Here is an 18,487-nt window from a genome sequence, read left to right as displayed (position 1 = left end):
ATAGACCTTGCAATCGTACAATTTACGTACGCACAACGCCTCGTTAAATGATATTGTTTAACTATTAAATATTTAATGAAAGTTGGCAAAATAATGAAACCCACCGATTGGATAAGTGCTATTTCTGCAGTTACTTCCGCTTTAGCAGCGATAATTGCTTTATATATTTCTAATTCTAATTCCAAAAATAATAAAAAGTATTTACTCAAGCAACAATTGGAAGATATTATTTTGATTTACCGAGTTATAAATAATTTTTTAGACACTAATATTTTCGCAATAAAAAACAACACCTCCATGGGGCAAATAAAAACTTTTTTATTCATATCCGTTAATGACTATAATAATTGGTTAGATAACAAAATTTTGACAGCAACTAATAATAGTCAACTGGAATTATTGCGAGTTGGCCGATTAGCTTCATCCAATTCATCTGGTTCATCCATAGAGTCATTAAAATCACTAAAAAAGGAATTGGACTCACGATTCAAACAGTACCTCGACGAAACAACAGACGAATTTATCAAATCATAGTTTTTCAAGTTCTTCACTAACATCGTGATCAACTTGTATCCCAATCATCGTTATCATTAACCTCAATAACAATACATTGACAATTGTAATGCATCAAAGGAAAACTAACACCTTCTTCAACATCTTCAACATTAAATACTTGACCATCTAGCGCATCACAATCAACACATGTCGTTGGTGATACGAGTGAAACGCATTTATACTTTTTAACATGACTCAATTCTAAATCCTGTAGTCTAGTTCGATTCATTGCTTGAGCGGTAGCATTCCGAATCATACCAGCAGCACGACCCATTTGCCCATTCGTTGCTTTACTTCCACCAGTCAAGATGTCGCCACTTCATTCTTCCAGTTAATAGCACTCTTGGGGGCTTTTAGCAGTCTTCTCAGTAACTTCACGTACTTTTCTTAATGTCTGCATAGTTTGATAAAAACATCCCAAAATCAACGTGACTATCTAATACAGCATTATGAGTTGACTTGTATAAATTGGCATCAACATCATCAATAACTTTAGATTAAGTATATTGATACATGTGTTCAATCTCAAGCACAAGTTCATCCTGCTTAACATAAATTTTTTGAGCAATTCTAATCGCTTGAATTTTCGTTAGTTTCATTTGCATCTACCTCATCAGAATCATCCTCACTGCCATCTGAATTATCGTTTAGCTTTCTGTTGAACAACTTATCAACTGGACTACCTTTAAGTTCTTCATTGTGTTGATTCTTGAGACGTTCCTTTTCAGCTGTTTAATTTACTCCGGTAATCGATTCAACCATATCCAATACAGTCTCATCCGATACTTTTCCAGTATTAACAAGTGAAGTTACGTTCTGCATAATCTCGGTATCATTCTTAGGAAGGTTCGGCGTATAAATTGAATTGATATTCTCTACTATATCCGCACTAGAAATACTTTCTAATCTGCTCCCCAGTAGTTTCCAAGTAGTCTCCTCAATCCACGCGTATATAGTGATTCCTGATTGTTATCCCAAAGCTTACAAGTCACAGTAATGCCTGAAGCATTAGATGCGAAATTAACATCTGATGTATCAGGCGTATTTGTGTCCTTATGATTCCCATATTGAAGGCATCAATATATAAAACTCCTTAGTTAGATATGTGCTGTTGGTGGAATAACAATTTGTGTTGAGCTAATATCGTCTTTTACGATTGCTGGCTTTAACCAGATTTTACCTTTATGAGTATGTACATCCGGAGTTCGACGATAAATAGTCCTTCCATCTTCATCAAGCATTGAATCATCATTGATAACGTCAAATATTTCTTGTGGCATCTTATATACTGCTCGCTTGAATCAAGTGCGAGAAAAGTCTGCCACTTAACATATGGACAGTCCTCTTATTCGAATACGGAAGACTTGAATATATTCCATCACATTATCTTCAATTGCCATTAGTTCGCCTTTCTTTCTTTAAAATCCTAAGTTGTCTAAATAACTAGCTTAATCATTGATTGATGGTGCTGATGCTTCTGTTTCCATTGACATGATCAATCCAGTAAAACCAGTCAAAGTATCGGATGCATCATCGTGTAGATTCTTTACAACCATTATTAGATTCAATTCCAGCAAGGTTAGCCCTGTTTCGATAGTAGCTTTCATTTACTAAGAATTTAGTGACTTACATAGGTTCTCGTGTCATGACTTACATCTAAGATATAAGGTTCTTACTTGTATATCCCATAAACGATTGATAGGCGTTTCAGTTAGTACACGTCCAGCTAAATCACCACTGGCCCACCGTGTCATGATTATCAATACTTTGCCACCTTTTTCCAAACGTGAAAGCACTGTATCAATATATCAACGGTAGATATCATCTAAACGATTAGCGTTATTAGCTTCTTGAGCTAACTTGATAAACATCATCAATAATGATTAGATCAGCGCTAAAACCAGTAGCTGTACCACTTGGAGACGTAGCAAGATAATTATTAACTGAATCGCCTTCAAGACTCCACATATTCATAGCAGCGTCGCCATATTTGTATTTGATATGAGTGTCTGGGAAAATATCATTATAAACAAGAATACTGTCATCGGCTTTAACTTCTTGAATCATATTACGAACTGACTTGGAAAACACAGTGGATAATGTTTCATTATATGAGCCTGTCATAATTCTTTCGGTGCTATCCCCACCAAGCAGCCATTCAACCTAATCAGTAGCTATCAAAGACTTTCCATGACGTGGTGGCTCATTAACTATTAGCACTTGATCACCACTAGTTAAAAAATTTTCTAAGTCATTACATAAATCAACTAGATACTTACGATTAGGCTTATAGAAACTTCGCATTCTCAATTTCACGATCAACAACAGATTTACCTTTTTTAGGGTCTCCCAAATCTCCCGTTTCTTATTTTTCCAACGATACAAAGTGTAGTTCCAATACCAATATTATATGCCTCATCGGTTAAGCCATCCCTTGCCCAACCTTCGAGCTGTATCAACCCTTCTGATGTAACCCATTTATCAATCTCAAACTTAGCCAACGCCATCACCTGTTTTCACAATTTTATAAAATGGAAAAATCTTCTACTTGTTTCTTTGTTATATAGTTAATTTATAATCAAAAAAGGAGGTTCCAAAAAATGGAACATTATAAATACAAATTCACATACAGATCCAAAGTTACTATAAAAACTATGCCAAATGTAATATTGTTTTTCTCGGCTCCAATAATAGCCTTTTCTTCCCTCTTTATACAAAGAATTCCTCAAAATAGTCCAATAATCGCTTTAGCGTGCTTTATCTTGATTTCTTATTACGCTTATTTAGGATATTTTTTTGCTGTTATGAAAATAACTATCAATTCATCATTTAAAAACGTTGATGATTTATGGGATATACTCTTGTATGTATCCCAAATATTTATATCCATTTCTGCTATTTTATTAGGTATAACAATATGGGCGATAACATCAACTGTCTTTAATAATATGCTTGCTCAGTATGCCCAAGTGTTCTATCTGTTATTTTACGTTTTTCTTATAACTACAGCTTCATGCCTTACGTTTGTACTTATTTTACCTACAAAAAAAACAAGGATAAAGCTTTAAATTCTTTTGTTTTTTGAAGTTACTTTTTGTGACTTCTTTTTTGCTCCGGTTCACGGTCAACATCACCAATTATCTTAGCTTTCATTGGTGTCATCAATCCACATGATGTTTTAATCATCTTCATGGAACCAAGCTTCTAAACTCATCATTAGACTTCTTTAAAATCTTATCTGCCTTGCGATTAGTATGCCATGCAATAATTGCCATGATAATTCTCCAAATATCTATTACCACTAGCCTAATTAGCAATTGACTAAATAGCAACCCACCATGACCAACTAATACATCCTAAAATCTTTGCTACAAAGAAAATGAGTGTAAATAAAGCAAATATATTAATCCACCAATATCTTTCTGGTTCTATCTTCATTTGGTTTGCTAATTGTTCCTCCTAGCTCAAGCTCCTCTAATAATTGATTATTTTTTGTACCTCCAAGACCAAATCTCTGCTTAAAAAATGTAGAATGAATTTCTTTTACACTGTTCGATTCAAGCAGTTCAATGACATCCTTAACGTAATCTTCATTATCTTTTATATCGTTTCCTACAAAATAAAAAAATCACATCAGCCGATGTGATTTTTTATTTACTAATTTATTATTTAGTCTTCTAAATCTTTATATACTGAACCTTTATAATAAAAATTACTAATTTCTCCTTTTTTACGATAATTTTTATCATTTTCTGACCAAGTGTTAATTGCTAATTTTACTATTTTCTTTTCAAATGGAACGAAAATAGCTAATTGATTTTTTAAAATAGGAGGACACAATTCATCCGAAATTCTTGATTTATTTATATTGACAGCAACTATCGGTAATTTTAATCTTATTGCAGTTTCAATCTCCCATTTAACAAACTTGGTTAAATACTTTGTGTGTTCACCTATAATTAAAATAAACATTTTTGAATTGGCAAATCTATCTCTCAATGAGGCCTTAATGGACTCCTCTTTACTAGAATCGCTAGCCGTATGCAAATCATGCGCATTATAGAAGTTAAAATCATCATTCTGAGCTTTCCACGCCAACATCAAATCATAATATCTAATGTCATTATCCCCATCAAAAGCAATATAGATTTTATTTTTGTAAGCCATTGAACATACCCCTTATTTTATAATAATTAATACCTTTATTAGTATTATCATCCATAAGTATAATCAATTGTGCAGGTTTCTTAAATTTAATTCGTCTTAAATAAAATGTCCACAATATTATTTCTAAGATTTGATTTGATGTATAAGTATTATTATCCAATCTCGTTATTCCACTGCCTAAAAGAGTTATAACTACTGTCTTTCCCGCATATATTGTATTAACCTCATCCCAAAAATTAATAAGAAACCTTATGTACTCCTGTATTGTCAAATTTGCTTTATTTTCATCATCAAAATGTGTCATTGCTGTGAACATAGTATTGTCATTATACTTAAATATAGTCCCCAACTTATATTTTTTCTTTTTGCCATTTGATCTGTCCCTATTTGTTCCAACTTCATTCTTTTTTAAATGTTTATCATCTGAAACTCTCCTATCCAGTTCATCAATATCGGAAACCTCTTTAATAATAACCTGACCGTTTAATGATGATTTAGAAATAATTTCATTATCAACTTTTGTATCAAAATATTCATTAAAAGCAAATATTCTAATAGTATCATCGTTTATATACTTGCCAGAAAAAATATCACCACTCTTTATTTCTATTGTCGATTCATCATATTTTAATACCAAATCACTTATTCTATTGGCACTAAGCCACTCAAGAATATAAAACAGAAAACAAATAATAAAAAATAAAATAAAAATATGATATCTTGTCTTTACACTAAAATCAAAAAAGCCGACAGCCGTTCCTACAACTCCAAACAAAGTCCCAACGGTACCAGCAGCTTTTAATAAGAGATTGCGATCAAACATACTTACTTTAAGCACAACATTTCACTCCCCTCATGGAATATTATACATATATCATATTACTTATTGCGTATTGAAAAATAATAAACAACAAATTAATGTCACTGTGGTCCACAGAGTACTATCCCATTTTCTAAAAAAATGGATAATAATAAAAAAATATACTAACAAATAGGCACACTCTATTGATCACTTTATAATTCATGGCTAAATTCCCCCAATAAAAAAAGAACCACTCATTGAAGTACAATAAAAAATTAGACATTTTTATAAGTTTTAAAAAATCTTGGATTGTTCCCCGTATTCTACAGGGACAATCCATTTTTTTAATTCAGTTAGATCATCAATATTATACCTATAAAGACATTCTCTTTTGAGCAGATTAAAGAAACTCTCAATTGGGGCATTGTCGTGACAATTGCTCTTTCGAGACATACTTTGTTTAATGCCCATTGTTTTTAAAGCACCTCGATAATATTTAAGTTGATAATGCCATCCTTGCTCAGAGTGAAGAATTGGCTTTAAAGAGGGAACTATATTTTGCTTCAGCTTTCTAGAGTATCTAATATTATAATTTATTAGGGCTCAAACTTATTGAACAAGATAATATTTTGCTGCTAACTTAGTCCAGCATGGCTGGATAATATAACCCCCACTTGTCTTTGCGCAAACGGATTTGAGCTACATCTGTATGTAATACTTTTAATAGTTCTGTCTCAATGAATTTCTGTTTGATTGTATTAGGAGTTAATTTTCCAAGGTTACCTTTATAGGAACAGTAGCCAGATATATATTTTGTAAAAATAACTACTTTTAATTTAAGTTTAGTCATTAAATACCGAATTGTTTCTAGAGAATTCTTGAATCCGACCTTGAGAGACTCTTTCCAGATTCGACGATAACCGTAGGTTGAGTTTGAATCGTGATATGTTTTAACAATGAACTCTTTTAGTTGAGCGTATTTATCTGTTTTACTAAGGCGTTCATAATAAGCTGATCTTGGCAGGTCGATCTTAGTTAATAAGTCGTTCAACTTGTACTTTTTAAGTAATGATTTGACTAATTTTGGTTTTTCGAATTGGAATCATTTTCCCGCAAGGTCTTTAGTGCTTTTAAAATATCAGGGTCCATTTCAGCATCATGTTTTAAATCAAGAATTTCTTGTTTAAATTTCTCTTTTCTTGGCTATTAACGGTCATCTCCCTCTGGGACGACTCCTTATTTCATAAATTAACTTGACTAGGTGATATCTTGAAATAAATTGCCTTATCAAGGCGACTGATCTCATGTAATTTATAATATTCTATCACGGATAATTTGAAATCTTGAGAATATTCTTTATAGGATTTCTTAGTTATCAAATAATTAAGTCCATTCGCCTCCGCTTCATGGATCCAGCTATAAATCGGTGATTTATTGGGCATTCCATATTTTTTTGATAATCCAAGTATAGAAATTTGTCTATCAATACATTCATTTACTAATTTAACTTTGAAATCTAAAGAGTATTTGGTCATAAAAAAAGTGCTCCTAAAGTTGTTAGATTAGGTCTAACAATTTTAGGACACTTCAATACTCCGCCATCGGGAAATTTATCCATAATTACTTTGGAGATACCAAATTAAAAAGTTTAACAAATCCTCAAGGGATATCAAATACTTTGTAGTTGAGGAAGCATATAGAATTAGAGATTATTATTTGAAACACGCATCTATGTCTGCTATAGGTAAATATGAAATTGCCTTATCTCTTGTTACCGGCATGCGCTATGGAGAAATCATCGGTTTAACCTGGAAGGATATTAATTTTGATAAACATACTATTGATATCAATAACACACATGGCTATAAATATCGAACCGGATTTAAACCAACTAAAATCCATTCTTCTATCAGAAAATTGGACATTGATCCTATTACTGTGAAAATGTTAAAGAATCTTAAATATGAGTAAAAAAAATTATTTTTAAAACAAAAATTTCAAAATAAAGATAATTTAGTGTTCATAAATTCTCAGCATCATGTTCCTAATGATGGCTCTGCAAATATGATTCTAAACTATCTTCAAACAAAATTAAATACAAAACCAGGTAATCATCTTACTCTCCATACTCTGCGCCATACGCATGCTTCCATATTGATTTCAAGAAACGTTAGCCTTGAATATGTTTCAGAACACTTAGGGCACTCCAGTACTTTGATGACCTCAAAAGTCTACGTTCATCTTTTGAAAGATAAAAAGCTATCAATCCTTATCAGAATTATCCAGATGAAATCGTCAAACAATTAATTCTATATAAGGATTGATAGAACCTATACTTGAATAGCTACTATACTTCCAGATGAATCAATTATTTCAAAAATATGATTTGCATCATCAAAGGACATTTTTTGATAACCAGTACTATAGATACCATGTAAATTATCTAAGTTTTTATAATCCGGTCTTTTATCTGATCCGTCTTCCCACATAATATTAATTGTACAATCATATGAAAAGTATTTATCCACTGTCACAGTGTATAATCCAGAAAAAACAGTAGAGCCATTCTTATATACTGTGATATTTTGTTTTCCCAGAGAACCAATTGAACTTATTAATTTTTTTGCTGCATCAACTGATTTAAGCGCTTCTTTTGTTGATAATCTATTTCCCAAAATCATTTCTCCTTCAAATTATTCTTAACATGTATATTATATAGCCACATAAATATTTATACTATATTTCAATATGCCAAAAATGTGCCACTATCTACTAGCTATTTGCAATGATATAACAACATAAAAAAGACCCGAATGCTGATAATTCAACATTTGGGTCTTTTGCTAATTATTTAACTATTATGTATGTTTCAGATAAAAACTATCGGTATTGTAATCTAACCAATTCAATTATTAACGATTATCTTGTTTCAACTGAGCGACTTCTTGTCTTGTCAAATCACGGTACTTACCAGAAACTAAACCGTCAAGAGTTAAGAAACCATAGTTCTCACGAGCCAATTTTTCAACCTTATGACCGACAGCATCGAACATATTCTTAACTTGATGATTATGTCCTTCATGGATAGTTATTCTAACGATTGAAGAGTTTTTCTTCTTATCCTTAGACATGACCCTAACTTTGGCACGAGATGTTGTATAGTCCTTAAACTTAATTCCAGACTCTAATTTCTTGATCTCTTCAGTCTCTAAAATACCTTCAATTTTAGCAACATAAGTCTTATCAACATGGTAACGTGGATGCATTAAATGATTGGCAAATTCACCATCATTTGTTAGTAACAACAAACCTGAAGTATCGTAATCTAATCGACCAATTGGGTAAACACGTTCTTGTACGTCTTCTTCCAACAAGTCAGTAACTACCTTTCTACCCTTATCATCCTTAACGGCTGAAATCACTCCACGAGGCTTGTACATTAGAATGTAACGTTTCTTTTCTGTTTCTAGAGGCATCCCGTCAACTTCCACTTTATCGCTGTGGTCAACTTTGATACCCATTTCGGTAACTACTTTGTTATTTACTTTAACATGGCCTTTGGCAATCAATTCTTCTGATTTACGTCTAGAAGCGACCCCGGCATCAGCCATGAATTTTTGTAATCTAACTTTCTCCATTTATATCTCCTATATCGGAACTATCCTCAAAATTTTCTATTTTTGGCAATTCTTTTAAATCTTTGATTCCAAAATAATCGAAGAATTCATCAGTTACTACATAAAGATTAGGGTGACCAGGAACGTCCTTTTTCCCATTTTCTTTAATTAATTTTCTCATCAATAAAGTATTCAAACTACCAGAACTCTGTACTCCTCGAATCTCATCAATTTCAATTCTCGTGATTGGTTGACGATAAGCAATAATCGACAACACTTCGAGCGCTGCTTGACTCAACTTAGTGGCCAAGCCAGTCTTAAAGTACTTGGTTAATAATTCATTGAATTCATTTTTAGTAACTAATTTATAATTCGAATTAAATTCAACTAACTCGACCCCAGAATCGACATCGGTCATTAATTTTACTTTTAACTCTTCAATATTCTGTCTTAAGGCTGCACTATCTATTTCCAAAAGTCCAGCGAGATCTCTTTCTTTAATACCTTGATCTCCGGCCACAAATAATAATGCCATTATTTTTGCTTGATACACATTAATTCCTCAATTCAATGAATAGTTCACTTTGAAAACCATCCTGACTAACCGAAACTAATTGTTTACTGGCTAATTCCAAAATGGCCATAAAGTCGGTAACTATTTCTTCAATATTATTATTTAATTTCAAAAGGGCTCTAAAAGTCATTTTTTTAACTGATCTCAATTCACCCATAATATTATTAGTTGCATCTTCAATTGACAAAGTTTCATTTTCAATTGTTTCAATTTCTGGTTGATGATTCTTTTGAGCACGTAACAATTCAGAATACGTCGCTGCTAAATCATCTAAAACTACTGAACCAGGTTTTAAAAATTGATCCAATTGTTCTTTAGGTAAACTGACTTCCTTATCAAACTGTTGCTTTCTAACTTGTTCTTTTTCTTCAAAATAAGCCGCAACTCGTTTGTATGTTTGATAGGTTAAAAGTTGAGAAACCAATTCATCACGCGGATCTTCTTGAATTTCGTCTTCAATTTCATCCGGTGCTTGTGGTAACAACATTTTACTCTTGATCGACATCAAAGTTGACGCCATGACCAAATAGTCACCTGCAACATCCAACTGTAAAACTTTCATACTATTTAAATAATCAATATATTGTTGCGTAATTTGTGCAATTGGAATGTCATAAATATCGACTTTGGATTCTTTAATCAAATGCAATAATAAATCAATTGGACCTTCAAAATCAGTTAAAACTAAATTCAATTTTTGCATTAGCTGTTTTCTTTTTCTTTCATATCTTTTTCTAATTTTTGTTTATTTTGACGCCACTGTTGAATCTGTTTACTCAAGTTAAAATTCCCCAAAATCACTAAATTAGGAAACTTCTGTTGAATATCGTCAAAAATTTTAAAAACATTACTCTGTGATCGATATGAAGGGTTCAATGAAACGTATTCGATAAAGACAGTATTATCCGAAAATGATAACGCTACAATACCTGAATAATCTTCCATATTACTCTTCCAAAGATATAACTGACGGTTTTCATCTTCAGAATAGAGCTGCAATTCTTGCTCCAGATTGTTCAGATCCTTGAGGTCACTGATATAAGATAAAAAGCCCATAGCAATCTTCTTATTTTCATCACTATATTTACTAAGCATCCCTATCCCCCTATCTAAGCTCTTGGAAAGGCCTTGTTATAGACCTGTTTCATTCTCGTTTGATTAACATGCGTATAAATTTGTGTCGTTGAAATGTCGGAATGTCCCAATAACTCTTGGACAACTCGAAGATCAGCTCCATTTTCTAATAAGTTGGTGGCAAACGAATGTCGTAAAGTATGCGGTGTAACATCCTTTTTAATTCCAACTTGAGCGATATATTTTTTGATCATACGCCAAATTGATTGACGAGTTAATTTCTTACCACGAAAGTTCAAAAAAACTTCTTTCTGTTGACCATATTTAGCCACTAAATCTTTTCTAGTTTCCGCAAAGTATTTTTTCAACCATTTAATTGCTGTATCGCCAATTGGCAAGAGGCGTTCTTTGTTTCCTTTACCCAAAGTCTTGATCAATCCTAAGTCCAAATGTAAATCATCCATACTCAAATTGACCAGTTCACTGACACGTAAGCCAGTCGCATACATCACTTCAAAAATTGTCCGATCTCTGATACCCAAAGGCGTCGAAACATCTGGCGATTCAATCAACGAGTTCACTTCGTCCATCGACAAAACTACTGGTAAATGGCTTCCCTTTTTCGGAGCATCCAATTCATTCATCGGATTGGCATGAATCTTGTCAATAACTTCCATCCACTGATAGAAGCGTCTCAACGAAGAAAACATCCGCATCTGTGAAGTCTTGGACTTATTTTCCTTATCTTGACTAACAAAAAATTGTGTTACAACAAAATGATCTTCTGGATAAAAAGGTATTTGCTTCTTTTCCAAAAAACTACTGAATTCTAATAAATCTTGTTGATACGAAACAATTGTATTTTGTGACAGTCCTCGATCCAACCGAAGGTAACGCTCATAATCAGCAATCGTATCAATCATCTTTTGGTTCTTAATTGATAATTTCTCACTCATAATTGTTACCTCTATTTGAGATAAGTGTAGCCGTCTTTTTGTTCAATCTTCTTTTGTTTCATAAGATTACCCAAAGCACGCTTAAAACTACCCTTACTGATACCAAAGTATTCTTTAATATCATCAGGATCACTCTTATCAGTATAAGGCATTTTCTTATCACGAGAATGTTCCAAAACGGCGACGATCATTTGAGCATCCGGAGTAATTTCTTCATAAGCACGAGGTCTCATTGATAGATTCAAACGACGGTGACTAGTACCAATAACACGAGCTTTAACATGTTGACCAATATGTAGTGGTTGTGATTGTTCTTCCACATGAATGAAACCAATGTAATAACTTTCCGTCATAACAAAGGCACCACTCTCTCTAATAGCGATGATCGTACCTTCTTCGTCCTTATTCTTAACGTCAGCACCAGGACTACGAGCAATCTGCGTATAAAGTTCAATATCGGCTAATTTACCCCAAAGTCTTCCCTTGTGATCAATATCCAATTTGACCATTAAACTATCGCCCTTTTTAGGCCATTCAGAATGTTCAAAAGGTAAATCATCTAAAGAAACAACAATATCTTTATCATCCAAACCAATGTTAACAAACACACCAAGATCGGTTCTAACATCAGTTACTTCAGCAAAATCCCAAACGCCTTGCACAACAAAAGGTACTACTGTCGTCATTTTATTTTTGTGGGCTTGATTCTCATAAAGAAAACCACTAATTTCGTCACCCAATTCAGGGATCTCTGTTAATTCATTTAAGTCTAAAGCAAACGTCTTACCGTCAATTTGAACAAAGACTTCATCTTTGTTTAAATCGGTCACAATACCCGTCAATACTTGACCATACATTTCTGTTATATCCATATTCACCATACTCTTTATTTTAATTTTCTTTGCTATTATATTTTACCAGTTTACGTTACATAATACTTTTAAGATTTTAATATTTTCATAAATTAATTCTTCTTTTTAAAATCCCTACTATCTCATGAAGAGATTGATTTTATTTTCACGATAAAAATTTATAAAATATAGCTCTTTAATAGCAAAATTTTTAAAACCTATTTGAATTATTTTAAATATTGTGAAATAATTTCTTATGTAGTAAACGTTTTCAAAAGTATTTTATTTTACGGAAGAGGGTTCCTTGTTATGAAAATTAAAGCTGCTGTTGTTGATAAAGTAAATGATCCATTTGTTATTAAAGATGACGTTGAATTGGCCGATCTTGAGGACGACGGTCTACAAGTTAAAGTTGTTGCATCTGGTATTTGTCATTCTGATGAAGCATTACGTAAAGGTGATGCCGCCTTTAGTTTTCCAGTTGTTTTAGGACACGAGGGTTCAGGAATTGTCGAAAAAGTTGGTAAAAATGTTAAGAACTTCAAACCTGGTGACCACATTATTATGTCCTTCTATTCATGCGGTGAATGTGACAATTGTTTAAAGGGTAAACCAACACAATGTCGTAATTACGCTAAATCAAATCTTTCAGGAACACGTCCTGATGGCACTGATCACTTCACTGAAGATGGCCATCATGTTAGTGATATGTTTAATCAATCTTCATTCACAACTCATACAGTAATCTCACAGAGAAATGCTGTTAAAGTTCCTAATGACCTTGATTTGAGAAAATTAGGACCTCTTGGCTGTGGCTACGTAACTGGTAGTGGTACAGTCTTCAATACCCTTCAACCAAAACCTGGTGATACGATTGCTGTCTTTGGTACAGGTGCCGTTGGCCTAGCAGCTATGATGGCTGGTAAGATTTCTGGCTGTGTCAGAGTTATCGCTGTCGATATTGTTGATTCACGTTTGGAATTAGCTAAGAAGATGGGCGCTACTGACGCTGTTAATAGTAAGAACGAAGATGCTGTTGAAGCTATCAAGAAGATTACTAATGGCTTAGGTGTTGACTGGGCTGTTGATACAACTGGTGTTGAGAAAGTTATGGAAGACTCTATTGCTGCTTTAACACAAGGTGGTACAACTGCAACTATTGCGGTTACTCCACATAACATTACTTTGAGCACTTGGAACGATCTCTGTGTTGATGACAAGAAGATCGTTGGTGTCAATATGGGTGATTCAATTCCTCAAATTGATATTCCTCGTCTAATCGAATTTTATAAGATGGGTGTTTTCCCATTTGATCTAACTGAGAAGTTTTATGACTTCGACCAAATCAATGAAGCTGATGCTGATTCAGTTAGTGGTAAGACTATCAAACCTGTTTTGGTTATTGATAAAGATTACAAACCTGAAGCATAATAATTCATCAAACTCTCCAGTCCTTTTTTAGGATTGGAGAGTTTTTATCGGCTTATGTTTTCGTAAAACATTTAATAATACAAATTAACATGACATTTGTCATATTAACTAATGACATTGCTTACTATTACTGTACAGCCAATTCTCTTAAAATAAAGTTATTCAATTAAGAGACGAGGTTAATCACATGACTATTTTAGAAATTCAACATATAAACAAATCTTTTGGCAAAAAAATTATTTTAAAAGATATCAATCTTCAAATTGAATCATCGTCCATCATTGCCTTAGTTGGTGCAAATGGTGCTGGAAAAACTACTTTAATCAATATCATTCTAAATCTGATTCCTCAAACTTCTGGTCAAGTAAAATTTCTAACTAATGAAAATTGGAAACAAATTACCGGCGTCATGATGCAAGACAACATCGTATTACATCGAATCACTGTTAAAGAGATTATCAACCTAACTCGCAGTTATTTCGATAAGCCACTTTCTTACGAAGAACTCCTAAATATCTCTGGTCTAAAAGATCATCAAAATAACCTAATGACTGGACTCTCTGGTGGTCAAAAACGTCGGCTGGCCTTCGCATTGGCATTGGCCGGTGATCCAGAAATACTTTTCCTAGATGAGCCTACCGTCGGCATGGATAGCAACGCCCGGAATGATTTTTGGCAAGAAATTGATCGATTGAAAAAATCCGGTAAAACAATTTTTGTTACCAGTCATTATCTAGAAGAACTAGAAAATATTGCAGATCGATTCTTAATTTTACAAAACTCAATCATTGCTTTTGATGGCACAATCAAACAACTTCGCAGTCGTGAAGGTCAAAGTTTGGTTGAGTTCGACAGTGAACTGAATCAAATAGATTTTAAAAATTTGCCAGATGTAATCTCAATCAATTTGGTTGGACATCACTTTCAAATCATCACTAACAATGTTAATCAATTAGTCACTGAATTGACCCCTTACTTAAAGGCGATTGACAATCTACAAGTAAAACAAAGTACTCTAGATACGCTATTACTTAACTACAAGGAGAATAATCATGAATAAATTTATCTTTCAAACTAAAATCAACTTCAAACGTATAGTTTTCAGAAATAAGGCTTTCTTTTTCTTCGATATGTTACTACCAATCGTTTTTTATATCCTGTATACTAAAATTCTCGTTAGTAATGTTCCTGCTAGTTATCTCAAAGCTTGGAATGAAGATTATTTAGTTAGTATGATGATTTATGCATGCATGTTAGGTGGCATTATCACTACAGCAAATACACTTTTAGAAGACGAAATGTCTAACTTTAAATTATTTGTCACACTAAGTCCCCTTTCAAACTTTCAATACTATGGATCCATGGCAATTGTACTTATCACTTTGAATTTAGTATCCTCTATCGCACTTACTGCTGTAGCAATGATCGTCAATCATGTCAATATCTCAATTGGTCTACTATTTGAATTAATTTCAATCAATCTTCTAGGCACTATATTATTAATTTTAATTGGTGTACTGATCTCATTTGCTAAAAAGCCCAATACTGTTAATTTGCTAACAAACTTGATAGTATTTCCTTTAGCAATTCTAAGTGGATTGTGGTGGCCTATTAATATCATGCCTACTTGGTTACAAAATATCGGTAAAGTAATGCCCACTTATCAATTATCAGTCATCGATAAAAACATTCTACATCAGACAACTCAACACATTGGTCCTTTCATTAACCTGTTGATTTGGTCCCTCATTATTTTCTTAATTCTATTTATAGTAAACAAAATTCAAAAAGAAAAAGGACTTGTTACGCAATGAAGAATTTCATGCAAAAACACATTTTATTCCCAAAAAGATTGGGCTTTATGCCCTATTTTTGGGTTTTTTCGTTATTTCTTATGGCAACTCAACTCTTAGCTCATGAACCCCATTTCAACTGGTGGCATTTAACCTTAATGATTATTTTTCTTAAATTTTATCGTGATGGCTACTGGATTAATCCATATCTATGGCTAGATCTTCTCGTACAATTATCTATTGCTGTTTATTTTGTCATTTTATTTCCCGACGGAGGTGGCACTCTCTTCATTTATACTGCATGGGAAATCGGTTCATTACCGTTGAAATCAAAAAAATTCTTTCAATATTATGCTATGTTTCTAATAATTTCACTAAGCTGCATTACTTCATTTGTCCTTTTAAGTCCAGTGATGAATAGTTATGGATTCATAGGTGTAATTATTACTTTAACTTTTACAATAGGTTCACCCCTTGCTGCTCGATCATTAGCCAATAGTTATCGTCGTAGCTACCAAGCAAAGAAAAATAATAAACGTTTAGAATCAATTATTAAACAAAATGAGCGTGACAGAATTGCTAAAGACTTACACGATAACATTGGTCAATCTTTTTCCATCATTACCCTCAAGGCTGAACTTGCTTCTAAATTAATCGACAAAGATCCTACAAAAGCCCAGCAGCAGTTACAAGATATATCTAAAACTTCTCGTGAGGATTTAAATTTGGTTCGTAAAATAGTTGCTGACCTTAATGAGAAAACCATTGCCAGTGCCATGATCGAAGAAGAAAACAATTTACAAGTTGCTGATATAAGGCAACATTCGGTTAATGAAGAAATATCTGCCAAATGGCCAAAGACAGTTCAACATGTCCTTTCGGCAATTATTAAAGAAGCCACTACCAATGTCATCCGATACAGTAAAGCTAATATGATGAATCTTATTTTTGAGGAAGATCAAAACAATTATTTACTAAGAATTCAAGATGATGGCATAGGATTTCAAAAATCGGATGATCGTCAAACATTTGGTTTAAATGGTATGAAAACACGTCTTAATAAAATTGATGGTAAACTTGAAATAGAATCCAAACGTGGTGTAACACTAAAAATATCTGTTCCAAAAAGGGAGTAATTATGACATCCATTTATATTGCTGAAGATCAAGAAATGCTTAACTCAGCACTTTCTGCAATCCTTAATTTAGAGGATGATTTTACCGTTATTGGTAACGCAACTGACGGCCAGACAGCACTTAAAGAAATAATTTCTTTAAAGCCAGATGTAGCAATTCTCGATATTGAAATGCCTCAAATGACTGGTTTGGAGGTCGCTAACGAACTTCGTTTAACAAAACAGGATTTAAAAATCGTCATCCTTACGACATTCGCTCGTAAAACTTATTTTGAACTAGCCGTAGCTGCCCAAGTGGATGCATACCTTTTGAAAGATGGTCCTACTGATAAACTAGTTGATACAATTCATAAAATTTTAGACGGTCAAACTATTTATGATTCAAATTTGGTTTCAACCATTTTAACTGCAGTGAAGAACCCCTTAACTCCTCAAGAATTGAAAATCATGAAAGAATTCTCTCAAGGAAAATCAACCCAAGAGATCGCTGATAGTGTCTTTCTCTCTAATGGAACAGTCAGAAACTATATTTCCTCAATTCTTAGTAAAACCGGTACTCACTCTCGAATTGAAGCCCTAAATGTGGCTCAAAAAAATAATTGGATTGATTAATCCTTTTTTATTTAATTATCAAAGTTACATAACATTTCTACTCCGAAGTTAAAATAAACCTAACAAAAAGGATGGTTCACATGAGCCATCCTTTAATTTATTCTGGATTTTCAATTTCTGAGCTATGAACATTCTCTTGCAGTCTTTGCAATAAAACGTCCGCAATACCTCTTACTTGCTTATCGCCATCACGTTGTGACAAACGATAACCTACAAAGTATGGAGATACTACATATCTAGCCTCGATCTTACAAATAATTTTTCGACCAACTTTATAGAAGAACAAGTTGTAAGAATCAAACTTACCACCATAAAGGTCATCTAAGACATATTTAACTGTTACACGTGTAAATTCAGCCAAATCGTCAATATATTTAGGATTATTGATGACAACATTAAATTCTACAAAACCCATGATTGGTTTTTCCGAAACATTGACATTAATATGTTTTGAATTAAATACATCCATTCCAGTAAAATTCTCGGCCTCAATATGTTTATATCCATCAACTTTATCTAAACCTATCACTTGGAAATGTGGATGGCGCAAAGACCCGCCGGACATAGGTCCAAAATTTTTATACAATAAAACACTCTTGTATTTTTTACTCTGAATCATTTCATTCCAACAATTATAAACAAATTCAAAAACTTCTCGATTTTTGGCAACTGAGTAATTGGAAATATCACCATAGTGATCACTAGATTCAATTAACACCGTTTGATTAGTATCTTTAAGTGTTTTAAATTTATTCTCTAACCAAATCATGTCCCCCTTTTGTTCAATTATATTAGTTAAGTTTTCTCGATCACAGAAAGGACAATAGTCTTTCTTTTTCTTAATATCTCGTGGCTTCCCTTTAGCCTGCTCAATCTCAAATACTAAAACATCTCTATTTGACAATTTTTCACCTCAGTAT

The 18,487-nt window shown here is 33.0% G+C and carries 24 protein-coding genes and 2 pseudogenes; 8 read left to right on the top strand and 18 right to left on the bottom strand.

What is annotated here, in order from left to right; translation table 11 throughout:
- The first annotated feature begins 93 nt into the window (after positions 1–93).
- The gene (locus ATN92_RS08930) at positions 94–534 is read left to right on the top strand and encodes a hypothetical protein (RefSeq protein ID WP_056952343.1); all 441 of its coding nucleotides are present in this window, start codon (positions 94–96) and stop codon (positions 532–534) included.
- A 28-nt stretch (positions 535–562) separates the two neighbouring features.
- Here ATN92_RS08930 and ATN92_RS08925 read toward each other — a convergent pair whose 3' ends face one another.
- The 6 genes and pseudogenes from ATN92_RS08925 to ATN92_RS08900 all read right to left on the bottom strand — a co-directional run bounded on the left by ATN92_RS08925 (position 563) and on the right by ATN92_RS08900 (position 2,859).
- Positions 563–862 (bottom strand): minor capsid protein, encoded by a 300-nt coding sequence (locus ATN92_RS08925; RefSeq protein WP_056952340.1) that lies wholly within the window; start codon positions 860–862, stop codon positions 563–565.
- Positions 863–1,287: 425 nt separating this feature from the next.
- The gene (locus ATN92_RS19530) at positions 1,288–1,437 is read right to left on the bottom strand and encodes a phage portal protein (protein WP_411762968.1); all 150 of its coding nucleotides are present in this window, start codon (positions 1,435–1,437) and stop codon (positions 1,288–1,290) included.
- 215 nt (positions 1,438–1,652) lie between these two features.
- Positions 1,653–1,835, bottom strand: a complete 183-nt coding sequence (locus tag ATN92_RS08915; protein WP_056952336.1) for a hypothetical protein — start codon at positions 1,833–1,835, stop codon at positions 1,653–1,655.
- A 168-nt stretch (positions 1,836–2,003) separates the two neighbouring features.
- Positions 2,004–2,162: a hypothetical protein gene (locus tag ATN92_RS08910; RefSeq protein ID WP_156638749.1), complete on the bottom strand. Its 159-nt coding sequence runs from the start codon at positions 2,160–2,162 to the stop codon at positions 2,004–2,006.
- 87 nt (positions 2,163–2,249) lie between these two features.
- Positions 2,250–2,709, bottom strand: a pseudogene (locus ATN92_RS08905) (phage terminase large subunit); the annotation flags it as partial.
- A gap of 9 nt (positions 2,710–2,718) precedes the next feature.
- Entirely contained in the window at positions 2,719–2,859 is a 141-nt protein-coding gene (locus ATN92_RS08900) for a hypothetical protein (protein ID WP_156638748.1), read from the bottom strand.
- Between the two features lie 296 nt (positions 2,860–3,155).
- On the opposite strand from ATN92_RS08900, the gene ATN92_RS08895 reads away from it, so the two are divergent.
- The gene (locus ATN92_RS08895) at positions 3,156–3,623 is read left to right on the top strand and encodes a hypothetical protein (RefSeq protein ID WP_056952330.1); all 468 of its coding nucleotides are present in this window, start codon (positions 3,156–3,158) and stop codon (positions 3,621–3,623) included.
- Positions 3,624–4,224: 601 nt separating this feature from the next.
- Here the strand turns inward: ATN92_RS08895 and ATN92_RS08890 are convergent.
- The 4 genes from ATN92_RS08890 to ATN92_RS08875 all read right to left on the bottom strand — a co-directional run bounded on the left by ATN92_RS08890 (position 4,225) and on the right by ATN92_RS08875 (position 6,575).
- Positions 4,225–4,722, bottom strand: coding sequence for a TIR domain-containing protein (locus ATN92_RS08890; RefSeq protein WP_056952327.1), 498 nt, complete (start codon positions 4,720–4,722; stop codon positions 4,225–4,227).
- On the bottom strand, positions 4,706–5,560 hold the full coding sequence (locus ATN92_RS08885) for a macro domain-containing protein (RefSeq protein WP_056952325.1): 855 nt from the start codon (positions 5,558–5,560) through the stop codon (positions 4,706–4,708). Before ATN92_RS08885 ends, ATN92_RS08890 begins: the two co-directional genes overlap by 17 nt.
- A 258-nt stretch (positions 5,561–5,818) precedes the next feature.
- Positions 5,819–5,995: an integrase core domain-containing protein gene (locus ATN92_RS18830; RefSeq protein WP_256970542.1), complete on the bottom strand. Its 177-nt coding sequence runs from the start codon at positions 5,993–5,995 to the stop codon at positions 5,819–5,821.
- Positions 5,996–6,164: 169 nt separating this feature from the next.
- Positions 6,165–6,575, bottom strand: coding sequence for an IS3 family transposase (locus ATN92_RS08875; protein WP_056952322.1), 411 nt, complete (start codon positions 6,573–6,575; stop codon positions 6,165–6,167).
- Positions 6,576–7,255: 680 nt separating this feature from the next.
- On the opposite strand from ATN92_RS08875, the pseudogene ATN92_RS18825 reads away from it, so the two are divergent.
- Positions 7,256–7,831: pseudogene (locus ATN92_RS18825) on the top strand (site-specific integrase).
- A gap of 23 nt (positions 7,832–7,854) precedes the next feature.
- Here ATN92_RS18825 and ATN92_RS08860 read toward each other — a convergent pair.
- The 7 genes from ATN92_RS08860 to ATN92_RS08830 form a co-directional block, all read right to left on the bottom strand.
- On the bottom strand, positions 7,855–8,199 hold the full coding sequence (locus ATN92_RS08860) for a hypothetical protein (RefSeq protein WP_056952313.1): 345 nt from the start codon (positions 8,197–8,199) through the stop codon (positions 7,855–7,857).
- Between the two features lie 237 nt (positions 8,200–8,436).
- Positions 8,437–9,162 carry a pseudouridine synthase gene (locus tag ATN92_RS08855; protein WP_056952310.1) on the bottom strand — a complete coding sequence of 242 codons (726 nt, stop codon included), beginning with the start codon at positions 9,160–9,162 and terminating at the stop codon, positions 8,437–8,439.
- Positions 9,149–9,694, bottom strand: a complete 546-nt coding sequence (gene scpB / locus ATN92_RS08850) for an SMC-Scp complex subunit ScpB (protein ID WP_082604522.1) — start codon at positions 9,692–9,694, stop codon at positions 9,149–9,151. The genes ATN92_RS08855 and scpB overlap by 14 nt, the downstream gene beginning before the upstream one ends.
- Position 9,695: 1 nt before the next feature.
- Entirely contained in the window at positions 9,696–10,418 is a 723-nt protein-coding gene (locus tag ATN92_RS08845; RefSeq protein WP_056952308.1) for a segregation and condensation protein A, read from the bottom strand.
- Positions 10,418–10,810, bottom strand: a complete 393-nt coding sequence (locus tag ATN92_RS08840; RefSeq protein WP_025085494.1) for a hypothetical protein — start codon at positions 10,808–10,810, stop codon at positions 10,418–10,420. Before ATN92_RS08840 ends, ATN92_RS08845 begins: the two co-directional genes overlap by 1 nt.
- Positions 10,811–10,824: 14 nt before the next feature.
- Positions 10,825–11,745 carry a site-specific tyrosine recombinase XerD gene (gene xerD, locus ATN92_RS08835; protein WP_179207677.1) on the bottom strand — a complete coding sequence of 307 codons (921 nt, stop codon included), beginning with the start codon at positions 11,743–11,745 and terminating at the stop codon, positions 10,825–10,827.
- Between the two features lie 11 nt (positions 11,746–11,756).
- Positions 11,757–12,617 carry a CvfB family protein gene (locus tag ATN92_RS08830; RefSeq protein ID WP_056952305.1) on the bottom strand — a complete coding sequence of 287 codons (861 nt, stop codon included), beginning with the start codon at positions 12,615–12,617 and terminating at the stop codon, positions 11,757–11,759.
- 288 nt (positions 12,618–12,905) lie between these two features.
- Here ATN92_RS08830 and ATN92_RS08825 point away from each other — a divergent pair, with 288 nt between their 5' ends.
- The 5 genes from ATN92_RS08825 to ATN92_RS08805 all read left to right on the top strand — a co-directional run bounded on the left by ATN92_RS08825 (position 12,906) and on the right by ATN92_RS08805 (position 17,567).
- Positions 12,906–14,027 carry an NAD(P)-dependent alcohol dehydrogenase gene (locus ATN92_RS08825; RefSeq protein WP_056952302.1) on the top strand — a complete coding sequence of 374 codons (1,122 nt, stop codon included), beginning with the start codon at positions 12,906–12,908 and terminating at the stop codon, positions 14,025–14,027.
- 187 nt (positions 14,028–14,214) lie between these two features.
- Positions 14,215–15,087 carry an ABC transporter ATP-binding protein gene (locus ATN92_RS08820; RefSeq protein WP_056952299.1) on the top strand — a complete coding sequence of 291 codons (873 nt, stop codon included), beginning with the start codon at positions 14,215–14,217 and terminating at the stop codon, positions 15,085–15,087.
- Positions 15,080–15,841, top strand: a complete 762-nt coding sequence (locus tag ATN92_RS08815; RefSeq protein ID WP_056952296.1) for an ABC transporter permease — start codon at positions 15,080–15,082, stop codon at positions 15,839–15,841. Before ATN92_RS08820 ends, ATN92_RS08815 begins: the two co-directional genes overlap by 8 nt.
- Positions 15,842–15,849: 8 nt before the next feature.
- A complete protein-coding gene (locus ATN92_RS08810; RefSeq protein ID WP_158106688.1) occupies positions 15,850–16,956 on the top strand; it encodes a sensor histidine kinase in 1,107 nt (368 codons plus the stop codon).
- A 2-nt stretch (positions 16,957–16,958) separates the two neighbouring features.
- The gene (locus ATN92_RS08805) at positions 16,959–17,567 is read left to right on the top strand and encodes a response regulator transcription factor (RefSeq protein ID WP_056952291.1); all 609 of its coding nucleotides are present in this window, start codon (positions 16,959–16,961) and stop codon (positions 17,565–17,567) included.
- Between the two features lie 97 nt (positions 17,568–17,664).
- Here ATN92_RS08805 and ATN92_RS08800 read toward each other — a convergent pair whose 3' ends face one another.
- On the bottom strand, positions 17,665–18,471 hold the full coding sequence (locus tag ATN92_RS08800) for a DUF4931 domain-containing protein (protein ID WP_056952288.1): 807 nt from the start codon (positions 18,469–18,471) through the stop codon (positions 17,665–17,667).
- Between the last annotated feature and the right edge of the window lie 16 nt (positions 18,472–18,487).

The organism is Companilactobacillus bobalius (assembly GCF_009764355.1).
The sequence above is the reverse complement of the archived record's forward strand: the minus strand, read 5'-3'. Positions and strand labels throughout refer to the sequence as shown.